At 47.0% G+C, this 16,855-nt stretch carries 14 protein-coding genes; 7 read left to right on the top strand and 7 right to left on the bottom strand.

Annotation, left to right across the window (positions count from 1 at the left end):
- Positions 1-79: 79 nt before the first annotated feature.
- Positions 80-2,329 (bottom strand): glutamine--tRNA ligase/YqeY domain fusion protein, encoded by a 2,250-nt coding sequence (locus JWV37_RS07285; RefSeq protein WP_205459126.1) that lies wholly within the window; start codon positions 2,327-2,329, stop codon positions 80-82.
- A 169-nt stretch (positions 2,330-2,498) separates the two neighbouring features.
- Between JWV37_RS07285 and JWV37_RS07280 the strand changes: the two genes are divergently transcribed.
- Complete coding sequence (locus JWV37_RS07280) at positions 2,499-3,449, top strand: transglycosylase SLT domain-containing protein (RefSeq protein ID WP_205459125.1); 951 nt, start codon at positions 2,499-2,501, stop codon at positions 3,447-3,449.
- A gap of 3 nt (positions 3,450-3,452) precedes the next feature.
- Positions 3,453-4,934, top strand: coding sequence for a GGDEF domain-containing protein (locus tag JWV37_RS07275; protein WP_205459124.1), 1,482 nt, complete (start codon positions 3,453-3,455; stop codon positions 4,932-4,934).
- On the opposite strand, the gene JWV37_RS07270 is transcribed toward JWV37_RS07275, so the two are convergent.
- Positions 4,931-6,265 (bottom strand): L-serine ammonia-lyase, encoded by a 1,335-nt coding sequence (locus JWV37_RS07270; RefSeq protein WP_205459123.1) that lies wholly within the window; start codon positions 6,263-6,265, stop codon positions 4,931-4,933. The two genes, JWV37_RS07275 and JWV37_RS07270, sit on opposite strands and share 4 nt — an antisense overlap.
- Before the next feature lie 114 nt (positions 6,266-6,379).
- Here JWV37_RS07270 and JWV37_RS12920 point away from each other — a divergent pair, with 114 nt between their 5' ends.
- Complete coding sequence (locus JWV37_RS12920; RefSeq protein ID WP_205459122.1) at positions 6,380-7,393, top strand: HD-GYP domain-containing protein; 1,014 nt, start codon at positions 6,380-6,382, stop codon at positions 7,391-7,393.
- On the opposite strand, the gene JWV37_RS07260 is transcribed toward JWV37_RS12920, so the two are convergent.
- Both JWV37_RS07260 and JWV37_RS07255 read right to left on the bottom strand, forming a co-directional pair.
- Complete coding sequence (locus tag JWV37_RS07260) at positions 7,377-9,257, bottom strand: M48 family metallopeptidase (protein WP_205459121.1); 1,881 nt, start codon at positions 9,255-9,257, stop codon at positions 7,377-7,379. The two genes, JWV37_RS12920 and JWV37_RS07260, sit on opposite strands and share 17 nt — an antisense overlap.
- A gap of 2 nt (positions 9,258-9,259) precedes the next feature.
- Positions 9,260-9,850, bottom strand: a complete 591-nt coding sequence (locus JWV37_RS07255) for a LemA family protein (RefSeq protein WP_205459120.1) — start codon at positions 9,848-9,850, stop codon at positions 9,260-9,262.
- A 124-nt stretch (positions 9,851-9,974) separates the two neighbouring features.
- Between JWV37_RS07255 and JWV37_RS07250 the strand changes: the two genes are divergently transcribed.
- On the top strand, positions 9,975-10,355 hold the full coding sequence (locus JWV37_RS07250; RefSeq protein WP_205459119.1) for a YbgC/FadM family acyl-CoA thioesterase: 381 nt from the start codon (positions 9,975-9,977) through the stop codon (positions 10,353-10,355).
- Here the strand turns inward: JWV37_RS07250 and JWV37_RS07245 are convergent.
- From JWV37_RS07245 to JWV37_RS07235, 3 genes are all read right to left on the bottom strand, one after another.
- Entirely contained in the window at positions 10,344-11,540 is a 1,197-nt protein-coding gene (locus tag JWV37_RS07245) for a hypothetical protein (protein ID WP_205459118.1), read from the bottom strand. The genes JWV37_RS07250 and JWV37_RS07245 overlap by 12 nt on opposite strands.
- Positions 11,537-12,199: a uracil-DNA glycosylase gene (locus JWV37_RS07240; RefSeq protein ID WP_205459117.1), complete on the bottom strand. Its 663-nt coding sequence runs from the start codon at positions 12,197-12,199 to the stop codon at positions 11,537-11,539. The genes JWV37_RS07245 and JWV37_RS07240 overlap by 4 nt, the downstream gene beginning before the upstream one ends.
- A 66-nt stretch (positions 12,200-12,265) precedes the next feature.
- Positions 12,266-13,432 (bottom strand): DUF5644 domain-containing protein, encoded by a 1,167-nt coding sequence (locus JWV37_RS07235; protein ID WP_205459116.1) that lies wholly within the window; start codon positions 13,430-13,432, stop codon positions 12,266-12,268.
- 150 nt (positions 13,433-13,582) lie between these two features.
- On the opposite strand from JWV37_RS07235, the gene JWV37_RS07230 reads away from it, so the two are divergent.
- The 3 genes from JWV37_RS07230 to JWV37_RS07220 are packed head-to-tail and all read left to right on the top strand — an operon-like array spanning position 13,583 to position 16,752.
- On the top strand, positions 13,583-14,401 hold the full coding sequence (locus tag JWV37_RS07230; RefSeq protein ID WP_205459115.1) for a thiamine-phosphate kinase: 819 nt from the start codon (positions 13,583-13,585) through the stop codon (positions 14,399-14,401).
- Positions 14,402-14,410: 9 nt separating this feature from the next.
- Positions 14,411-15,499, top strand: coding sequence for a tRNA pseudouridine(13) synthase TruD (gene truD, locus JWV37_RS07225; RefSeq protein WP_205459114.1), 1,089 nt, complete (start codon positions 14,411-14,413; stop codon positions 15,497-15,499).
- Between the two features lie 35 nt (positions 15,500-15,534).
- Positions 15,535-16,752, top strand: coding sequence for a hypothetical protein (locus JWV37_RS07220; protein ID WP_205459113.1), 1,218 nt, complete (start codon positions 15,535-15,537; stop codon positions 16,750-16,752).
- Positions 16,753-16,855 lie beyond the last annotated feature (103 nt).

Below are 16,855 nucleotides of genomic sequence, written 5' to 3'. Positions count from 1 at the left end.
TCCCCTTTTCACACGCCTTTCCGCACGGGGCGATTAAAGCTTTAAAGTAGGAGTTATAGGCTTACATGTAAGCCCATAACTACATGCTCTCTAGGGCTTTTTCTACTAGCGCATTGACCACGCTTGGGTTGGCTTTGCCGCCTGTGGCTTTGAGGGTTTGGCCGACGAAAAAGCCTAGTAGTTTTGTGTTACCCGCTTTGTATTTGGCGACGTTTTCGGGGTTTTTGGCGATGATGTCATCGATGATGGGCACAATCTGTGCGGGGTCGCTGATTTGCGTGAGGCCCTTGGCTTCGACGATGGCTTTTGGGTTTTCCCCTGTTTTTACCATTTGTTCAAACACTTGCCTAGAGATGCTACTTGAAATCACTCCTTCGTCCACAAGCTTGGCCAGTTCTGCCACGTCTTTGGCGTCAAATGTGAGCATTTCTGCTTGTTTAAGCTCTCTTGCCACGTCGTTTGCCACGATGTTGGCGATGCCTACAGGACTTTTGAACACCAAAAGTGCCTCTTCGTAAAACGCACTGAGTGCCCCATCGCGGGCGAGGGTGTTGGCTATCTCGGCGTTGAGTCCAAGAGTGTTGGTGTAACGCTCAAACCGCTCTTGCTCCTGCGCGTTCATGGGGGCTATTTCCCCTTCTATATGGACTTTTTTTGCCTCAGGTTTTGGCGTGCTTGCCACAGGTTCACTTTTTTTGTTCCACGAATCTTTAAGCCCGACGATTTTATTAAACACAGGCTTTGCATCGGTGTAGTCGATGGGGTCGGCGTAAAAATACCCCTGCCGTTCAAACTGAAAGCGCTCATCAGGTTTTTCGCAAACAACAGCAGGTTCCGCAAAAGCACGGGGGATGACATGCAGAGAGTCTGGGTTCAAATCCTCCAAACCCTCAGGCGCATCTACCTTGTACAACCGTTCATACAGCCGCACTTCTACCTCTTTGGCGTGACGTGCGCTCACCCAGTGGATGGCGCTTTTGACCTTGATGCCGCTGGTGTCAGCGCCGCTTTTGGACTCGGGGTGGTAGGTTGCTTTGATTTCTACGATGTTGCCGTTTTCATCTTTGACTACCTCTTTACATGTAAGGATGTAGGCGTGTTTGAGGCGCACGGGTTGGTCAGGTGTGAGGCGGAAGTATCCGCTGGGCGGGTTTTCACTAAAATCGTCCCGCTCTATGTAGATTTCTTTGGAAAAAGGCAGTTTGCGTGAACCAACTTTGGGCACATCATGGGGGTAATAAGAGGCGTCAATCTCCTCTTCTCCTTCGTAGTTTTCGATGGTGATTTTGAGTGGGTCAAGCACGCACATCACGCGGGGGACTTTGGTGTTCAAATCATCCCTGATGCAAAATTCAAGCTGTGCCACATCGACCATGGAGTTTGCCTTGGCGATGCCAATTTGCTCACAAAAATTGAGGATAGACTCCGCTGTGTAGCCCCTGCGTTTGTACCCCGCGATGGTAGGCAAGCGCGGGTCGTCCCACCCGTTTACATAGCCACCCTTGACCAGTTCAAGCAGTTTACGTTTGCTCATGACCGTGTAGTTCATGCCAAGGCGCGCAAATTCGTGTTGGTAGGGGCGTGGTGGGGTGAGTTCAAGGGCGTCTAGCACCCAATCATACAACTCGCGGTTGTTTTCAAACTCTAGGGTGCAGATGGAGTGGGTTACCCCTTCGATGTAGTCTGACAAGCAGTGGGCGAAGTCGTACATGGGGTAGATGCACCACGAGTCGCCCGTTCTGAAGTGGTGGGCGTGGCGGATGCGGTAGAGTAGGGGGTCGCGCATCTTCATGTTGGAAGCATTCATGTCGATTTTGGCTCTTAGAACGTGTGCGCCGTTTTGAAATTCACCTGCCCTCATGCGTGCAAAAAGGTCGAGATTTTCTTCAACACTGCGCTGTGCGTAAACGCTGCGTCGCCCCGCTTCGGTGACGGTTCCACGGTAGGCTTTTATCTCTTCTTCGTTTAGGCTATCCACGTAGGCTTTGCCCATTTTGATGAGCGCAACCGCGTAGTCGTAGAGTTTTGGAAAGTAATCCGACGCATAGCGTACCTCGCCATTCCACGTAAAACCTAGCCATGTTACGGCATCTTTGAGCGCTTCAACGTAACGCATGTCTTCGGTAGTGGGGTTGGTGTCGTCCATGCGCAGGTTGCAGTGGCCGTTGTAATCGCGCGCGATGCCAAAGTTGATGCAGATAGATTTAGCATGTCCGATGTGGGGAAATCCGTTTGGCTCAGGAGGAAATCTTGTAATCACTTCTTTATACTTGCCGGTTGCTAAGTCCTCTTCCGCGATGGTGCGTAAAAAATCCTTGTTTTCACTCATTGCATAAAACCTTTTTGATTTGTAAAAGGCGTATTTTAGCATGGGCTGGATTAATTCAAAGAAAACTCCCTACATGTAAATCTTCTTGTGTTGTTTCCTTAAGTAAGTTTTCTACATGTAACCAATATAATAAAAACCATTTTCACATCCGACAAAAAAAGGGGAGCCTGTGAAGTTGCTTTTCCGTTATGTGTTAGGATTTTTTGGAGTGGGGTTGCTTGCCCTTTCGGGGATGGCTAGAGATTGGGATGAGATTGCCGCTTCGGGCGTGATTCACGTGGGAATGCGTGACCTCTCCTCTCTCGCACGTGATTCAAACAGCAAAGAGTACCCTAGCTTTTTGTACGAGATGGCCGAGGCATTTGCGGCAGAAAATGGCTTGCGCCTAGAGGTGCACAGTGTGGACTCTTTTGCCAAATATTGGACAAAAGAGGGCGAGATTCTTACTCAAACAGGCCGTGTTGCCACGCCTGATATTTACAATGCCATTGATTTTGCTGCCGAAGCATTTACTGTGACTTCTTCGCGCCAAAAACTTGTCCATCTTAGCCCTTACATTGAAAATGTTGAACTGTTTTTTGGTACTACTGATGCGCCTTTGCGCGAGTACAAAGACCTCATCGGCAAGCGTGTACTGCTGTATGAGAGCATGAGTTTTTACCCTGTGCTTAAGGCTGAGCTGGAGGCTCGCGGGATTCCTTATGAGATTGTCTATATTCACCAAAAAGAGGACGCTGTTGTTATGTTGACACCCCATGTTGATAAAAAAGAGAAGGTCAATCTTTATCTTTTTCCCGCAAGTGAGACGACTGATGGGAAGCTTGTTTACCACTACATTGCAAAAAAATTTGCTGATGTTAGCATCAACGATAGCCTTGGGATTATTTTTCGCCTCTTTTCAAACAGCTACTATACCCAAAATCTTAGGCCCTATTTTCCTGTTAATGCCACACGCACTGAGCTGGCATGGGGGTCAAGTCACGAGAGTAGGGTGCTCAATGAGAAAATAGACGCCTTTATTGAACGCTACAAAAACTCAGGCATTTTTTCTCGTCAGTTAGAGCGCTACACGGGAATGAGCTTTGGTGATTACAAGGCTTTGGTGGAGATGATTGAGTAGCGCATGAATATCGAACGAAAGATTTTTACGGGATTTTTATTTATTTTTACCCTTGTGTTTGTTCTTTCTGCTTGGGCCTATTTTGCGCATTTTGAAACAACCCTTTCTGCGCATCAACGCACCCATGCAGGCGTGGTTAATGGCAATATTTATAATGATTTGAAAAATACGCTTGCCAACAACACTTCTGTGCTTAAAAGCCTTGAAAACGACGGTGATATTGCTCTAGCGTACGATGTCATACCATGGCTTTCGGTGGTGGGTGTGGGGAAAATGAAACGAAATTTTGAGCGTATTTTTAAAAATTATCCTTATATTGGTGAAGTTTCTTTTTTTAAAAACAACACGTTGTTGGTTAGAATAACAAAAGAAGAGCGCCCTCTTGAGGCGGCGTTTTTTGAGGCCATTGTTGATTTTAGTGCAAAAGATTCAAGGGCGCTCTTAAAGACCAATATGACTCTGTTTTTGCAAGATCAGTTGACGCAAAATCGCGTGAAAGGCTTGCGGTACCTTGCTCTAGAAAAAGAAGATGCGATATGGCTCATCACGCCCAAGGGTTATGCACGCTATGGAGGCACTGAACTTAAGGCAGAAAAGGTAATCTCGCTAGGCGAACAAAAACTTGTCTCATCCGCTTGTGTACACATTGAAAACACGGGATATTGCCTCAAAAGTCTCATTTCCCATGAATATTATTACGACGCGCTTAGGTCTTTGGTTGTGCGCATGGTGGCCTTGTATGTCGGGGTGGCTTTGGTGATTTATTTTCTCGCTAAACACCTTTCCATGCTTATCATGCAGCCCATTAAGGCCCTAGAGCATGCCACCAAGCGCTATACAAAAGGAGATTTTTCACCCATTGTACTAGAGGGTGAGGGGGAGATAGCTAGTGCCATTATGGCTTTTAATGCCATGGGGTATCGCATTAAAAATTTTACAACAGAACTTCAAGAAGAGGTAAAACTACGCACCAAAGAGCTCACAAGTGTCAACCAAAAACTCGTTCAACTTGCTTCAACGGATGCACTTACAAGCCTTTACAACCGTGGCAAAATAGACGAACTTATACAAGGTGAGCTAGAGCGCTTTAGGCGCTTTGCGCATCCCTTTTCAATTCTTTTGATTGATTTGGATGACTTTAAGGGCATCAACGATACTCACGGGCACCAAGCGGGAGATATAGTGCTTAAGGAGTTTGCCAAAATTCTCCAAGCCACTACGCGTAAAACAGATAGCATAGGGCGTTGGGGTGGGGAGGAGTTTTTGATTCTCTCTCCTGGAACAACACTGGGAGGTGCAAAAACTCTTGCCCAAACCATCCTTGAGGTACTTAGACAAAAAACGCTTCAAGACATCGGCACTGTTAGCGCCAGTATTGGTGTGGCCCAATACCGCCAAGGGGAAACCTACAAAGATTTTTTTGCCCGAGTAGACCGCAACCTTTACACCGCCAAAACCACGGGCAAAGACTGCGTGGTCGGTTAAAGCACCACTGCGAGCCCGCCGCAAGACGTTTCGCGGTATTTAGGGTTCATGTCTTTGCCTGTTTGGCGCATGGCTTCTACCACTTGGTCGAGGGTGACGCGCGCGGGTGTGTCATTGCGCGCGAGCGCCATGCTTGCCGCGTTGATGGCCGTTACCGCCGCAAGGCCGTTGCGTTCGATGCACGGAATCTGTACTTGTCCGTTCACAGGGTCACAGGTGAGTCCCAGATGGTGCTCCATGGCAATCTCCGCTGCCATCATCACGCTTTGAGGGGATGCATCTAGGAAGTCTGCTAAACCCGCTGCGGCCATGGAGCTTGCCACGCCCACTTCCCCTTGACAGCCCACTTCCGCGCCAGAAATGGAAGCATTGCGTTTAAAAAGCCCACCGATAGCTGAGCTCACTAGAAAAAACCGAAGCAAAGTGTTTGCATTTAGCGGTTCGATGAACTTGTGAATGTACATCAGCACCGCAGGGACAATCCCACACGCCCCGTTCGTAGGCGCGGTGACCACCCGTCCGCCGTTGGCATTTTCCTCAGAAACCGCCATGGCAAAGAGGTTAACCCAATCCATTTGCACCATGAGTGCAGACGTTTTTGGTTTGGGGTTTTGAAGGGCAAGGTAAAGCGTGTGGGCGCGTCTAGTCAGAGCCGTGGGAGCAGGAAGCGCGCCTTCTTGGTGCATGCCCCGTTCCATGCCTTCTTGCATGGTGTGCCACAACGCATCTACGTATGCATCAATCTCCTCTTGGGCGCGAAAGGCAAGTTCGTTGGCTAACAAACACGCACTTAAAGAACGCTCTTTGCAGTGACCAAGTAAGGCTGAAGCGGTCTCAAAAGGGTAGGGTACAGTAGGTTCGTGGTGGGGTTCTTGGGCGCTGTTTTCTTCTTGGATAAACCCACCGCCTGTGGAGTAGTAGATATTTTGGTAAAGTATTTCATTCTTTGTTTTGGCTATAAAGTGCATACCGTTTTCATGGCGAGGTAAAGGCTCGTTTTCAAAAGAAATAGTAAGAGTAAGAGGGTGGTTGGCATGTGTGATGGTGCCTTTGGCATGCCATGCTTTCACAAGAGATGTGATGGTTTCAACGGGAACATCTTTGGGCAAATACCCACAAAATCCAAGCATGAGAGCCACGTCGCTTAAGTGGCCTTTGCCTGTCGCGCCGAGGGAGCCATGAAGGGAGGCGAAAAGGTCGGTTGTGTGTTCTAAAAATCCTTTTGCTCTTAGGTCATTCATAAAACGTGCAGCGGCAACCATGGGGCCAAAAGTGTGAGAGCTTGAAGGCCCTATGCCAATTTTATACAGGTCAAACAATGAGATATACATGTAATGCCTTTTAAAAGAAAGCACCGCTTTAAGGGTCGGTGACACAAGAATCATACCATAGGAATTTAAAGAGTTTAGGTTATAATTTTACCTTATGACGCAAAAAGGCATCATGTGATCAAAGTAAAGAAAATTTTTCTCAATCATGGCTTTACGCCGATTGATTCGAGTGTCTTTGAAGAAAATACCCCCATTGGTTTTGACTGTTACATTCAACGCTTTCATGGTTTTGTTGTTTTGGTGGAGAGTGGCACCTTGCTTAGTGGCACCATTTACAAAAAGCTCACGCGCGCCAAAGCCAAAATCTATGTAGAAAATAAGCAGTTCAAACAGTATAAGCAGTATTGCCTTGCCCATGTTAAAAATCCAAACGTGCACATTATCCCTAGTTTAGACGAAGCACTTCATCGTACTCAAGCAGTGTTGGTCGCGCCAAATCTTGTTGCAACCGAGCAACTCAAGGCTATCTACACCAACGCTAAACATCTTTTGGGCGCATGGCTTAGGGAAAATAATGAAAAACAGTTGCCTGTGCAAATGCTTTTGGCTTTAGCAGAAGCCCTTGTGGAGGTTGTCAATGCCCAAAAAACAACCCTTTCTTCCTTTAATATCTTTCTTGATGAGGCACACTCCTTGCCTGCCCATTTAACCAAAGTAGCCTTTTTTGTCTCTATCATCGCTGGGCGTATTGGGCTTGATTTGACCGATCAGCGTGATCTTGTGTTTGCGGCATTTGTACATGATATTGGGCAAACGGCACTGGATGAAACACTGCTCCAAAAGCCTGGCGCCCTGAGTGAAGAGGAGTTTCGACGCATTCAAACACACCCTAAAGAGAGTGTATCGCTGTTGCGAAAACATAAAGTACGCACCCGCTCTGTGATTCAAGCCGTCCAAGAACATCATGAGCGGTTGGATGGAAGCGGGTATCCGTATCGTTTAAAACAAGAGACACTTAGTCAATTTGGAAAGATTTTGGCAGTGTGCGATGTGTTTGATGCACTGATTACCACAAAGCCTTACCGTCCTGCTTACAGCACGTTTAATGCCCTTCGTCTCATTCAAAGCGAGTATAAAAACAAGCTCGACGTGCGCTATGTCAAGCTTCTTATTAAGCATTTGCAATAAGCGGCGGCAATCCCACACCAAGGCAAAGTGCCATGGCTTTTAGTAGTTGAATTTCGTGTGGGTTCACCGTACCATCAAACCCTACGCATGCAACCATGGCCTCCAAAAGACGCTGTTTGTATTTGGGCTGTAGTGCTAAAAGTGCCTCTAATGCATGTTCTAATTGCCTAAAATCGAGCTGTGATTCTTTTAGAAGTTCCAATGTGCCAATGTCAAGTTTTTCAAAAGCATGGGTAAAAGCAGACGCTGTTTTGTGGCAGCTTGCGTGAGCAAGCACGCTTAATGCCATTTGCGCGTGAGCTTTACATGTAAGGAGTGTTTTGTGCCCACTTTGGGGTGCTTTACCTTTGAAAGATTGGGTGAGAATGGTGTAAACTGACCATTCAAGGGCGTTGACTTTGCCATCAATTTTGATGAGTGTTTTAAGGGTGTGTTCAAAGGTATTTTGTTGCGTGGCACTAAGGGTTTTAAGCGCAGGCAAGGAGAGTTCCACCAATGGTAAGATGTGTTCTGTTTCAAGGGTTTCAAGGTGCAAAAGCAGTGTTTTTGCCTCGGGAAGATGGCTAATTTTTTCTTTCAAAAGAGCGTGTTGAGCGAGCCTGATGGCGCTATCTTTGCTTTGTAAAAGGCCATACATCAACACCTGAGCAAGTAAAGGTTCGTGCGCTGCATTGAGCAAAAGAGGGTCGTAATGGGACAAAAGTGTTTGGGCGTCGTGGAGGTTTTGTTCGTGGATTTCTCCTACTTGGCCTAGGGCGGCCAATACGGCGGCTGTGGCGATGCTTTTGCCGTTTAAATGGGTTTTGGTACTTTGCTTTGGTGTTTGGGATGAGGGCGTGGCAAAACTCCCATCCCAGCCTGGCTCAATGCGTTTGATGCGCTCGTTTAATGGTGGGTGAGTTGCCATGAGTCCTAAAAAACCACTTGGCAAGGCTTCGCCGAAAAAAAGATGGCTAAACTCCGATGCGCCAGAACTCTTTAATGCAGTGCCGTGACTGGACGCACCTATTTTTTTAAGGGCTCCTGCGATACCTATGGGGTTTCTGGTGTATTGCACCGCGGAAGCATCGGCGAGGTATTCCCGTTGGCGACTGAGGGCTGCGCGAATGAGCCCACCAAAAAAAGACCCCGCGTACCCTGCGACTATGAGGGCAACCCCTGCGATAAGAATCGGGGCTTTGTTGTCATTTTTCCCCCGACTGCGTCCGCTTGAAGCGGCCAAGCGAAAGACGATGCGCCCAATGAGTCCAATGAGGATGATGCCGTACAACCATGCCACAAGGCGCATATTAAGGCGCATATCGCCATGAAAGATGTGGCTAAACTCATGGGCGATGACCCCTTGGAGTTCGTCGCGGTTTAGGTGGGTGATGCACCCGCGCGTGAGACCTATAACAGCGTCGTGTTGACCGTAACCCGCGGCAAAAGCGTTGATGCCTTCTTCTTCGAGCAAATACACAGGCGGCACACCTATGCCTGAGGCGATGGCCATCTCTTCGACAACATTGAGAGCGCGGCGTTCATGGGGGTCTTGGGTGTTGGGGTTGAGCAGTCTCCCTCCAAGGCTCTCAGCCACGTTTTTACCCCCGCCTTTGAGTTGCATGTTTTTAAAAAACATCCCCAATAAAACGATGACAATCACCCCTGCACCCACAGTGTAAAGGAGCGTGAGTACTTCAGGGGCAAGCAAAGCGCGCGCGCCCTCAGTTTGGAAAAGATAGGCTGTATTTGCATCCAAAGAGGCAAAGGCAAAGACCACAATGGCGCTAACAGAAGCGATGAGTGCTAAGACGCCAAGGCCAAAGAGGAGCACCAAGTGGGTGGTTTTTTGCTTGGCGCGGTCTTGATGTTCAAAAAAATTCATGGCTAAAAAGTGACTTTGGGTGCTTCTTGGATGGCATCTTCAAACTCCAACATGCGTGCGTTTTCGGCGTGTCCAAACATGCCAGCAAGAAGAACTGGCGGGAAGGTTTGCTTGTAGGTGTTGTACGCAGTGACCGCGTCATTAAAGGCTTGTCTAGCGAAAGAGATTTTATTTTCCGTACTGGTGAGTTCTTCAGAAAAATGCTGCATGTTGGCTGAAGCTTTGAGGTCTGGGTACGCTTCTACAGCGATGTTGAGGCTTCCCATAGCCCCTTGAAAGGCTTTTTCAGAGCGCATAAACGCGTCCATGGAGCTAGGACTTGCAGGGTTTTTGGCCACTGCTTCAAGGGCTGAAAGGGCTGTGTTTCTGGCTTTGACCACGTTCTCGAGGGTTTGACTTTCGTGTTTGAGGTAGGCTTTAACGGTTTCGAGTAAGTTAGGGATGAGGTCGTAACGGCGCTTGAGTTGCACTTCGATTTGGGCAAAGGCATTTTCAAGACGGTTTTTCAGCTCCACCAAGCGGTTGTAAATGTTGACCGCCAAAAAAACCACAAGGGCCAAAACGCCAAGCAAAATAAGAAAAGAAGTGTTCATGAAATTCCTTTGTAGCATTGGGATGCAAAAGTGTAATCCAAAACCCCTTTGGGTCTCATGAAGCTTTACATGTAAAGGGTGTTGTGGGTAACATACTGGTATTGAAGTGACAATAAGGAAAACGATGAAAGAACACTTGCACAAGATTCGTGTGTATTATGAAGATACCGATATGGGCGGTATTGTGTACCATGCTAATTACATCAAGTTTTGCGAACGCGCGCGAAGTGAGAAGTTTTTTAGTGCTAACTTTACCTTGGGAGATGGGGATTGCCATTTCGTGGTGAAAGATTTAAGTGCGCACTTTTTGAAGCCTGCACGCTTGGGGGATTTGTTACATGTAAGCGCTCAGGTGCTTACATGTAAAAACGCTTCGCTAGTGGTGCGCCATGAAATCTTTAAAGAAGAAGAGAAGCTTTTTTGGATGGATGTTACCCTTGCGTATGTGTGCAAGGGTAAACTCTCCCGTATCGACGAGGCGACAAAAGTTTTTTTACTCGGCTAAGAAAAACTTGTACCGACCCGCTTTAAACAGGCGGGTTTTGTACTGTACTTGACCTTCGTTGATGGACTCTTTAAATAAGGCGATAGCATCTTTGTTGAAATATTGGGTGTAAAAATAATCCATTCCAATGCTTGTAGCGTAGTTGACCCAATCGTACTCAATGCTGTGTCCTAAGAGTGTGTTGATGATGCGAATCTCGCTCGGGACAAAGTCGATGGCGTTGGCGATGAGCAATTTTTCGCGGTCTTCAAACTGGGAAAGGGTGAGCAGCATGGGGTGGTAACTGATTTGCGTGGAGAGCAAAGCGTGGGGTTCGATGCCATACACACGAAACTGAGAAGCCAGCAAACTGCTGCGCACTAAAGGCATGTTTAAAAAGACAGAACTTCCTTGCAGACGCATGTTGCCGTTGAGAAAAGATTTAAAATCAATCCGTGCAGAACCAAGTTCGCGCTTGTAAACCGCCATGCCATTTTCTTTTTCTACGAGCGCATCAAGGGTGTTTCCAAGAAGGGTGCCGTCTGAAAAAGTGGCGATTTTTTCATTGGCGTGCTGGCTGAGTGTGCGCACTTGGTCTTGGTAGTCGATGCCGCCAAAAAGCACTGAGGAAGGCGCATCATGTACAAGACTTTGGTGCACTGTGGGAACAAATAGCTGTAGTCCTTGGGCGTATTTTAACAAGTGTGGCACGCCGTCGACGGTAAGAGGAGCAATAACATAATGATACTCTTTGGCACGAATTTCACTGATACCGCGTGCCACGTCTTCCTCTGTTTCGTCGTTGATGTTAAATACTTCCACACTAAAGTGATGGTTGCGGTGAAGTAGATAGGCAATGACGGTATTGACTGTGGAGATGGCGTAGCCGCGAATGCGTTTTTGGGGCACAAGCACCGCAAGGCGGATGGCAGGCTTGTCTCCTTGGGCATCTAACCCAAAGGCGATACTAAGCTCCCTGTAGAGCTCTTGAAGCGCATCAAGACTCACGGGCGCGTAAGGGTATTTGCTCAAAAAGGAAAAGTAAAATTCTTGTTGCACTAAAGAGACAAGGCATTGCTCGTCACATGCGGCACCCTCGGTATCGAGAAAAAAGCTTTGAGGCGCAGAAATGGGTGAAAATAACGAGCGTGTTTGGCCAAAAAGCGACGTGGTAAGAACAATAAGTGCAAGGATGAAGGGCTTCATAGGAGTGATTTAACCTTTAGCATGTCAAGATAAACCTCTTTTTTGGCAGAGGGGTTGCGAAGTAAGAAACTAGGGTGGTAGGTTGGGACGAGTTTGGCATCGCCAAAAGCTATGACTTGGCCACGCACTTGGGTGATTTTGCTGTCAAATTCGCCCGTGAGGTGGTGGTAGCTTGTAGAGCCCAAAGCCACAATGATGCGCGGGTTTATTTGCGCGATTTGTTGCAATAAAAAAGGCTTACACGCATCGACTTCTTCGGGAAAAGGGACGCGGTTTTTGGGCGGACGGCACTTGACGATGTTGGCAATGTAGACTTCTGAGCGCTTTACATGTAACACATTTTCAATGATTTTGGTGAGCAGTTGCCCTGCGCGCCCCACAAAAGGACGGCCCGATTCATCTTCACTGGCTCCGGGCCCTTCGCCGATGAACATAATGCTAGCGCTGGGATTTCCTTCGCCAAAAACCACTTTTTTGCGGCATTTTGCCAAGGCGCACAGCTGGCAGGCAAGGAGAGATTTCTCAAGTGTCTGGAGAGAGCCATCACTGACAACAACGCTAGGTGGTGTGAGGTTGCGTTCGTGCTTGATGTAATTAAACCCAAGGGCGCGGTATTGGTAAAGTTGATGAAGAAAATGGATTTTTTCGATGTGCGTCATGGGCAGTATAGTAGCTTAAAGGCCGTTAAAACAAACTAAAAACCCCCACCGTAGTGAGGGGGGTGTTTAATCTATAAATGTAGGTTTGACTGTGTGAGAAGAAAGGGCGGCTTTGTCAAACTCTCCAAGGGAAAGCAAGACCAGTTGGGCAGGGGTAAGTACAGGGATTTTTACCTCTCTGTTAAGGGCTTTGCTTATGGCGGTTTGATTGGTTTCTAAAAAAGCAAAATCTAAAGGATCATTTACAAGGACAAAGTCACATCCTGCATCAAAGGCTTCAAGTAAAATGTCGCCTCCCATCTTGAGTGCAATCTCCTTTGCGTGGGGAAAGAGCGCGGCGCCACAGTGTTGGTGGGTGCGGGAGAGAGCGGTACTTTTGGCTCCTGAGAAAGCGATAAAACGCTCAAGGGCAGGTGCATCGCTAGTTTGTCCCAAAAAAAGCGCTGTTTTAAACTTACTAAAAGGGTGCTTGGGCACGCACGCGCCAAGTGCTTCAGCGATGGCGTCTAAAGGCTCCGCCGTGTCTGCAATGCCTAAAATTTCTAAAAGCGAAGCGGTTGTGGTGGCGGGTTGTTGGCTAAGGGTTGTGAAGGATTGGGGTGCTTGGACACCACTTTGTGCAAGTGCATTTTTGAGCGCATCTACGCACTCTTCGACGTTGGCGGGCGCAGGGAAAACAGTAAAAGCAAGGGGCGTGTGTAGCCAGATGCCATTTTCTGGGTCAGCAACGACGGCGAGGATTTGGTCTTTAAATTCGTAGTATTTTTCCATCATCTCTTTGGCGAAGACAAAAAAAGCTGCGCCGTAAAAGCGTGGGTTGTAGGCAAGGGTTTCGGAGCCATAATGCAAGCAAATGAGTGACTCAAAGTACTCTCGGTCGACTTTTTGCACGTAAGGGGCAAGCAAATCAAAACGCTCGTAAAAATCTTGCGTGTCGATGATGAGGTCTTTGGTGGCGCGTTTGCTTGAGAGGGCGTCGATGGTAAGTTCCGTGCCGAAAGTTGCTTTGATGTCTTGGAGCGACGTGGTGGTGGAAAGGGCGACGCCATTGACCTTGACCGCGGCGTGTTCGCCTTGGGGGTAGTCAAAGAGAGGGTCTTGGGTTTTAGCCTGTGCAAGAGCCTGTGCGAGGGAGTCTTGAGGCGAAAAGGTTAAGGTGTGTTTTTTGTAATAGGGCAGGTAATCGGTTTTGGCGTTGAAGCGAAAAATGCTCACTGAAAACGAAAACGTCATCGGCGGTCTCCTTGGTTTTTGCGTAAGTGTCAAGTGTACTGAATGTAAACTTATATTTTCGGTAAGTGTACACACTTCGCATGAAAAGGGCATGTAATCAAGTAAAATTAACACGCATCTGAGTACAATGTTGCCCAATAAAGGGAGCCCATGAACAAAGAAGCATTTGTCATTTCACAGTTCACTTCACCGCGCATTGGGGATGATGGGGCGGTCGTGGGTGAGTGGGTCTACTCTAAGGACATTTTTGCCCAAAACGTGCACTTTAAACGCGAATGGATGAGCTTGGCGCAGATTGCCAAAAAGAGCATGTTGGTGAACCTTTCTGATGCTATCGCCATGAACGCCGTGCCCAAATACGCGCTCATTGGCGTGACCATCCCCCGTTCTTATACCCACGCCGAACTCAAAGAACTCACGGGGGCGTTTTTGGCTACATGTAAGGCGTGGGGCGTGGAACTCATCGGGGGTGACACCACTTCTGGGGAGCGACTAACCATCTCTATCACTATCATCTCCCACACGAAAAACCCTGTGTTTCGCAAGGGGATGAAAGAGGGGCATGTGTTGGCGTACACGGGGCGCATTGGCGAGTCGCTAAAAGGGTTAAAGACCCTGATGCGTGGCGGAAGTTTGGGGGCAGATTCGCGGTTTATGAAGCCTGTGTTAAAGGCGGCGTTTTTTTACAAAGCCGCGCCGTATGTGAGCGCGGCGATGGACATTTCTGATGGGCTTGGCAAAGACCTCTCCCGTTTGTGCGCGGCCAATAACCTTGGCGCACGCTTTACATGTAAGCACACAAAAGCACAGCTTTGCAGTGGCGAAGAGTACGAAATGCTCTTTAGCTTTGACCCGCGTTATGAACGCATTTTGCGGCGCATTGCCGAGCAAACTAAAACACCTTTGACCCTCTTTGGCAAAGCCGTGCGGGGGCGTTTTCGTTGCCCGTGCAAAGAACATCACTTTTAAGGAAACCTTGTGGAAAGACGCTTTTTTTTGAACCATAGCCCTATTGATGGGGTGCATTTTACGAAGAATGCTAACGATTTTACCGTGACGGAGATTCCCCTGTACCCTTTTAGTGGTGAGGGTGAGCATTTGGTCTTACATGTAAGGAAAAAAGACCTGACCACGTGGCAGATGCTTCAAGCCCTAAGCGAAATCAGCGGGGCAAAAGTGCGAGACTTTGGCTACGCGGGACTGAAAGATAAAGAGGGCATGACCATCCAGTATGTGAGCATCCACAAGTCCCATGAAAAGGCCTTTGAAAACTTTTCGCATCCTAATATCAAGCTGCTTTCCACGACGTACCACAACAACAAAATCAAGATGGGACACCTCAAAGGCAACCGCTTTTTTATCCGCCTGAAAAAGGTGTTGCCTACCGACGCGCTCAAACTTGAACAAGCGTTGCGTACCATCAAAGCGCAAGGGTATCCGAACTTTTTTGGGTATCAGCGGTTTGGAAAAGAGGGGGACAACTTTGAACAAGGCTTAGCCATCTTGCAAGGCAAACGGCGTGAGCGTAACAAAAAGATTCATGACCTGCTCATCAGCGCGTACCAAAGTAGCCTCTTTAACGCATGGCTTTCGCGGCGCATCGAGATGAGCAAACTGGTGGAAAGCTTTAGCGAAAAAGAGCTTGCCGAGATCTTCCCGTGGGACAAAGCGACCCTCAAATCCCTCAAAGCGCAAAAGCAGTTTTTGAAACTTTTGCCCGGTGATGTGTGCCACCACTACCCTCACGGCAAGGCCTTTGTCATCGAAGATGTAGAAGCAGAAGCGGCTAGATTCGAGGCAAAAGATGCGGTACTTACAGGCTGGCTGGCCGGCAACCGCGCCATGCGCACCGAGGGCATCGCCAAAGAGATAGAAGATGTGTACTGCGCCCAAGCCGAACCCTACCTAGCCCAAATGAACGGCGCAAGACGCTTCGCGTGGAGTTTCGCCGAGGACGTAGAGTGGAACTACCGCGAAGAAGAAGCGTGGTTTGAAATGCACTTTAGCCTGCAAAAAGGCTCTTACGCAACCGTGGTGCTAGAGGAGATTTTACGGCGGGAGTTGTAGGGGGGGGCGAGAGTTTACATGTAAGGAAAAAAAATATGAGCCAGTGTGTTGTTGATGGATGTGGGCGTGAGGCATACGGGGAGAGTGATAAATGCATTTTCCATTGTGAAAAGATTGAGTCATATTGGGATAATGTTGAGTCGGAGCAGACAAAAGAGTTTTGGACTGAAATCAAAATGCTTGGTCTTGAAAATGCTTTTGAAAATTTTTCATTTCCCATATTTGAGGAATTTGGTTGGAGTGCTTTTGCTGAGAAGCAAACTATACAAGCTCCTCTTAAATTCTTGTGCTGCAAGTTCAAAAACCTTGATTTTCAAAGTAAAAAATTTAAAATAATTCTTTTTTTAAATTGTAATATTGAAAAACAAGTTGAATTTTACGACTGTAAATTTGAATCCGAGGCAATTTTTTCTGGCTGTAAATTTAATGAAGAAGTTGAATTTATTAAATGCACTTTTTATGTTTTTAAATTAGAAGATGTAAGTTTTTCAGAAATTCTTTTTCGAGAGATAGTGGTATGTGCATCTTTGGAAATCAAACATATGGAGCTTGCTAATGTGGGCTTTAATGATTTTACGATTAAAAATGATGCTAAAATTTTTTTAGACAACATTCTTTTTTATGATGCATTTTTTGGAAAGGTTAATTGGGGTGATATTTCACAAAAACGTTTTTTTAAAAACTTAGAAAAACCCCTTGACCGTGAAATTGCACGACAGATTAAATACACTTACGACCAGCAAGGCGACCACATTGTTGCCAATAAGTTTTATTCTCTCGAAATGGCTTTACATCGGGATGAACTAAGAAAAAATGGCTCATGGCAAGATAGACTTACTTTTGGCTTGCATGGCATGGTTTCCAGTCATGGCCGAAGCTGGGCTTTGCCACTGTATTGGTTGTTTGTAGTGGGGTTTGTGTTTGCTGGGTTGGCGGCTTTTGATAAGGACTCATTGTGGGGATTTGGTTTTTTGGCTCTCCTCTCTGTTTTTTCACTATTTTTTTACGACATAAAAGACAAACGTGGTTTAGCTATTTTAACATTTGTTGGTTCTTTTGGATTTTATTTTATTGCCATGAGAGAAACTTGTTTGCCAGTAAATCTTGACTATTTTATTGCCATGATTAATCCGCTTGAGGGATTTAAAAACAACTATGAAATTCCAACTACTTTAGGCTTTACATGTAAGCTTGTTGTTTTGTACATTTCTTATCAATTTATCACTGCGGTTCGTAAAGATACTAGGCGTTAAGCTTGGTACCTTTACATGACATGTAAATCTTTCTTTGGTGAACCTAGGCAAGAAAATTTGGCGTGCGGATGTTGCATTGCAAAGCATTTCAAATTGAAATTTT

The organism is Sulfurospirillum tamanense (genome assembly GCF_016937535.1).
GTDB classification, from domain to species: Bacteria; Campylobacterota; Campylobacteria; order Campylobacterales; family Campylobacteraceae; genus Sulfurospirillum_B; species Sulfurospirillum_B tamanense.
The sequence above is the reverse complement of the archived record's forward strand: the minus strand, read 5'-3'. Positions and strand labels throughout refer to the sequence as shown.

Bases quoted from the DNA above. Each gene is read 5' to 3' on its own strand.
- JWV37_RS07285 (WP_205459126.1), bottom strand. From the start codon at position 2,329: ATGAGTGAAAACAAGGATTTTTTACGCACCATCGCGGAAGAGGACTTA.
- JWV37_RS07275 (WP_205459124.1), top strand. From the start codon at position 3,453: ATGAATATCGAACGAAAGATTTTTACGGGATTTTTATTTATTTTTACC.
- JWV37_RS07270 (WP_205459123.1), bottom strand. From the start codon at position 6,265: ATGTATATCTCATTGTTTGACCTGTATAAAATTGGCATAGGGCCTTCA.
- JWV37_RS07260 (WP_205459121.1), bottom strand. From the start codon at position 9,257: ATGAATTTTTTTGAACATCAAGACCGCGCCAAGCAAAAAACCACCCAC.
- JWV37_RS07255 (WP_205459120.1), bottom strand. From the start codon at position 9,850: ATGAACACTTCTTTTCTTATTTTGCTTGGCGTTTTGGCCCTTGTGGTT.
- JWV37_RS07250 (WP_205459119.1), top strand. From the start codon at position 9,975: ATGAAAGAACACTTGCACAAGATTCGTGTGTATTATGAAGATACCGAT.
- JWV37_RS07245 (WP_205459118.1), bottom strand. From the start codon at position 11,540: ATGAAGCCCTTCATCCTTGCACTTATTGTTCTTACCACGTCGCTTTTT.
- JWV37_RS07240 (WP_205459117.1), bottom strand. From the start codon at position 12,199: ATGACGCACATCGAAAAAATCCATTTTCTTCATCAACTTTACCAATAC.
- JWV37_RS07235 (WP_205459116.1), bottom strand. From the start codon at position 13,432: ATGACGTTTTCGTTTTCAGTGAGCATTTTTCGCTTCAACGCCAAAACC.
- JWV37_RS07230 (WP_205459115.1), top strand. From the start codon at position 13,583: ATGAACAAAGAAGCATTTGTCATTTCACAGTTCACTTCACCGCGCATT.
- JWV37_RS07220 (WP_205459113.1), top strand. From the start codon at position 15,535: ATGAGCCAGTGTGTTGTTGATGGATGTGGGCGTGAGGCATACGGGGAG.